A 2,110-nucleotide genomic window follows, 5' to 3' on the forward strand; every position below is an offset into this window, starting at 1 on the left:
GCGATTTTGTTTCTGGGTGCCGATATCCCCTTGTCAACAAAAATAGCCAGCGCCTCTCAAATAAAATAGCAAACTATCTTGTTTCTTTTCTTGCGAGACTCTTATTTAAGATAAAATTGCGAGACTCACAGTCGGGAATGATGGCATTTAAAAAAGATGTTTTGTGTAAAATAAAGGCAAGAGGGAAAAATATGGAGTTTTCCCAGGAGCTTAAGATCAGGGCTCTTATGAAAAATGATATTCGATGTGGGGAAATTCATATAAGATATGAGGCGCGAATAGGCGAAGTTAAGTTCAGGAGGATAAAAGATAGCATTAAAAACTTGTGTTGCCTTTTACTCTTGTGGAAAGAAATATACTGCCCCCAGTTAACAAATAAGGCGAACTAAGTTAGAATTGGCTCATAACCGAAAGGAGCCGATTCTATGAAACGCAGACAATGGACCAGTAAACAAAAGTCTCAAATCATCCTAGAGGGCCTCTCCGGCCAAATCGATGTCAGCAAACTCTGTCAAAAATATCAGATATCTCAAACACAGTACTACAAATGGCGTGATCAGTTCCTACAAACCTGTCATCAAGCCTTTGACGTCAAAAAACAATCACAAAAAGAGCAACATTTGGAAACTAAGGTCAAACAACTTAAAAACATCATCGGTGATCTCACCATTGAACTAAAAAAAAACGAGTACGAGTTATGAAACGCCAACGTTCTGAAGCAACCAGGAAGCGTGACTTAGGGCTCCTTGCTATGATTCAACCCATCAAGGATGATCACCCCCTTTGGGGCTACCGCCGTACCTGGGCTTATCTGAAATATCGCCTAGGTTACCCTACCGGTAAAAATCGTATCCATCGTGTCATGAAAGAAAACAACCTTCTCGTGACTAAACGACAGCGGATACGTGCTCGTCGCGGTCCGTTCCGCTCTAAACCTAGAGCCTACCGCCCTAATCATTACTGGGGCATCGATATGACAAAAATCAAAATGCACCCCTGGGGCTGGCTCTATCTGTGTATTGTCCTAGATTGGTGCACCAAAGAAATCGTTGGTTATTCTCTAAACATCCAATCCAAAACAGATGATTGGCTTTTAGCTCTCGAAAATGCTGTTAACAAGCGTTTTCCTCGCGGCATCCGAGAATCTATCAAAGATCAAGCGCTCTTTCTCATCTCTGACAACGGTTGTCAGCCAACCAGTCAGAGATTTATGATGAATTGTTCCCTTGTTGGTATCAAACAAATCTTTACAACCTGGTGTAACCCCAAAGGCAATTCCGATACAGAACGTGTCATGCGAACCATCAAAGAAGACTTAGTCTGGACTTATGACTGGGACAATCCCTTTGCCTTTTCTGATGCTCTGAGCAAATGGATCAATGCATACAACACCGATTATCCCCATCAATCCTTGAACAATATGACGCCAAAACAATATTATGAAACTTTTAGCCAAAAACCAGTGCCAGTTCTAACTTAAAAAACCCTTGCTTAACCGGGGGCATTACAGTTCCCTGTAATTTCAGGTTTCAGGCCTGAGTTTGAGATGCCTTTCGGTCCTCTCACGCCTAATGTTTAGAAGAGCCCAGCTCTTCTAAAATTATGCACGAGCTTATTAGGTTCCAGACCCATGTTGAAATCATGCACGAGCTTATTGGGTTCCAGATTCAGGGTGAAGGGCTGACCCTGTTTGCTCCTGTTTGCTCCTGTCATAGGCGCTGTCGTTGTCTGCCTAGAGCTTGATTACCTAGAGCTTGAGAATTATGCCTTCTTCTTTTTATAAAACCAGTATCCCACCCCCCCTAATCCAAAAATGAGCACTGTAATCTGCTTCAAGCCAAATCCCGGAGCCCCTCCAAGCGGGGTAATATCCGCCAGCACGGCTACTGCGATCAAAACAATTCCCGCCGCCAGAATGATCTTTTGCTCACAGCTTCCAGACTTTTTACCTTCTTCCATTAGACACCTCCATTAAGTAAATGGTTAAATACCTTGAAAAACGTTTTTAAATTTGAAAATTCTTTTATGGGCAGACTTTGAATCTTGAATTTACGTCTATCATTCTATCTTTCAGCCTGAGTTTGAGATGCTTTTCGGTCATCTCACGCCT

At 42.4% G+C, this 2,110-nt stretch carries 4 protein-coding genes; 3 read left to right on the forward strand and 1 reads right to left on the reverse strand.

What is annotated here, in order from left to right; translation table 11 throughout:
• The first annotated feature begins 140 nt into the window (after positions 1–140).
• The 3 genes from IIB50_03330 to IIB50_03340 are packed head-to-tail and all read left to right on the forward strand — an operon-like array spanning position 141 to position 1,480.
• The gene (locus IIB50_03330; protein MCH7530120.1) at positions 141–389 is read left to right on the forward strand and encodes a hypothetical protein; all 249 of its coding nucleotides are present in this window, start codon (positions 141–143) and stop codon (positions 387–389) included.
• Between the two features lie 36 nt (positions 390–425).
• Positions 426–701 (forward strand): transposase, encoded by a 276-nt coding sequence (locus IIB50_03335; protein ID MCH7530121.1) that lies wholly within the window; start codon positions 426–428, stop codon positions 699–701.
• Positions 698–1,480: an IS3 family transposase gene (locus tag IIB50_03340; GenBank protein ID MCH7530122.1), complete on the forward strand. Its 783-nt coding sequence runs from the start codon at positions 698–700 to the stop codon at positions 1,478–1,480. The genes IIB50_03335 and IIB50_03340 overlap by 4 nt, the downstream gene beginning before the upstream one ends.
• A gap of 281 nt (positions 1,481–1,761) precedes the next feature.
• Here IIB50_03340 and IIB50_03345 read toward each other — a convergent pair whose 3' ends face one another.
• Entirely contained in the window at positions 1,762–1,959 is a 198-nt protein-coding gene (locus IIB50_03345; protein ID MCH7530123.1) for a hypothetical protein, read from the reverse strand.
• Between the last annotated feature and the right edge of the window lie 151 nt (positions 1,960–2,110).

Source organism: Patescibacteria group bacterium (genome assembly GCA_022560785.1).
GTDB lineage: Bacteria > Patescibacteriota > Minisyncoccia > Phycocordibacterales > JADFSL01 > JADFSL01.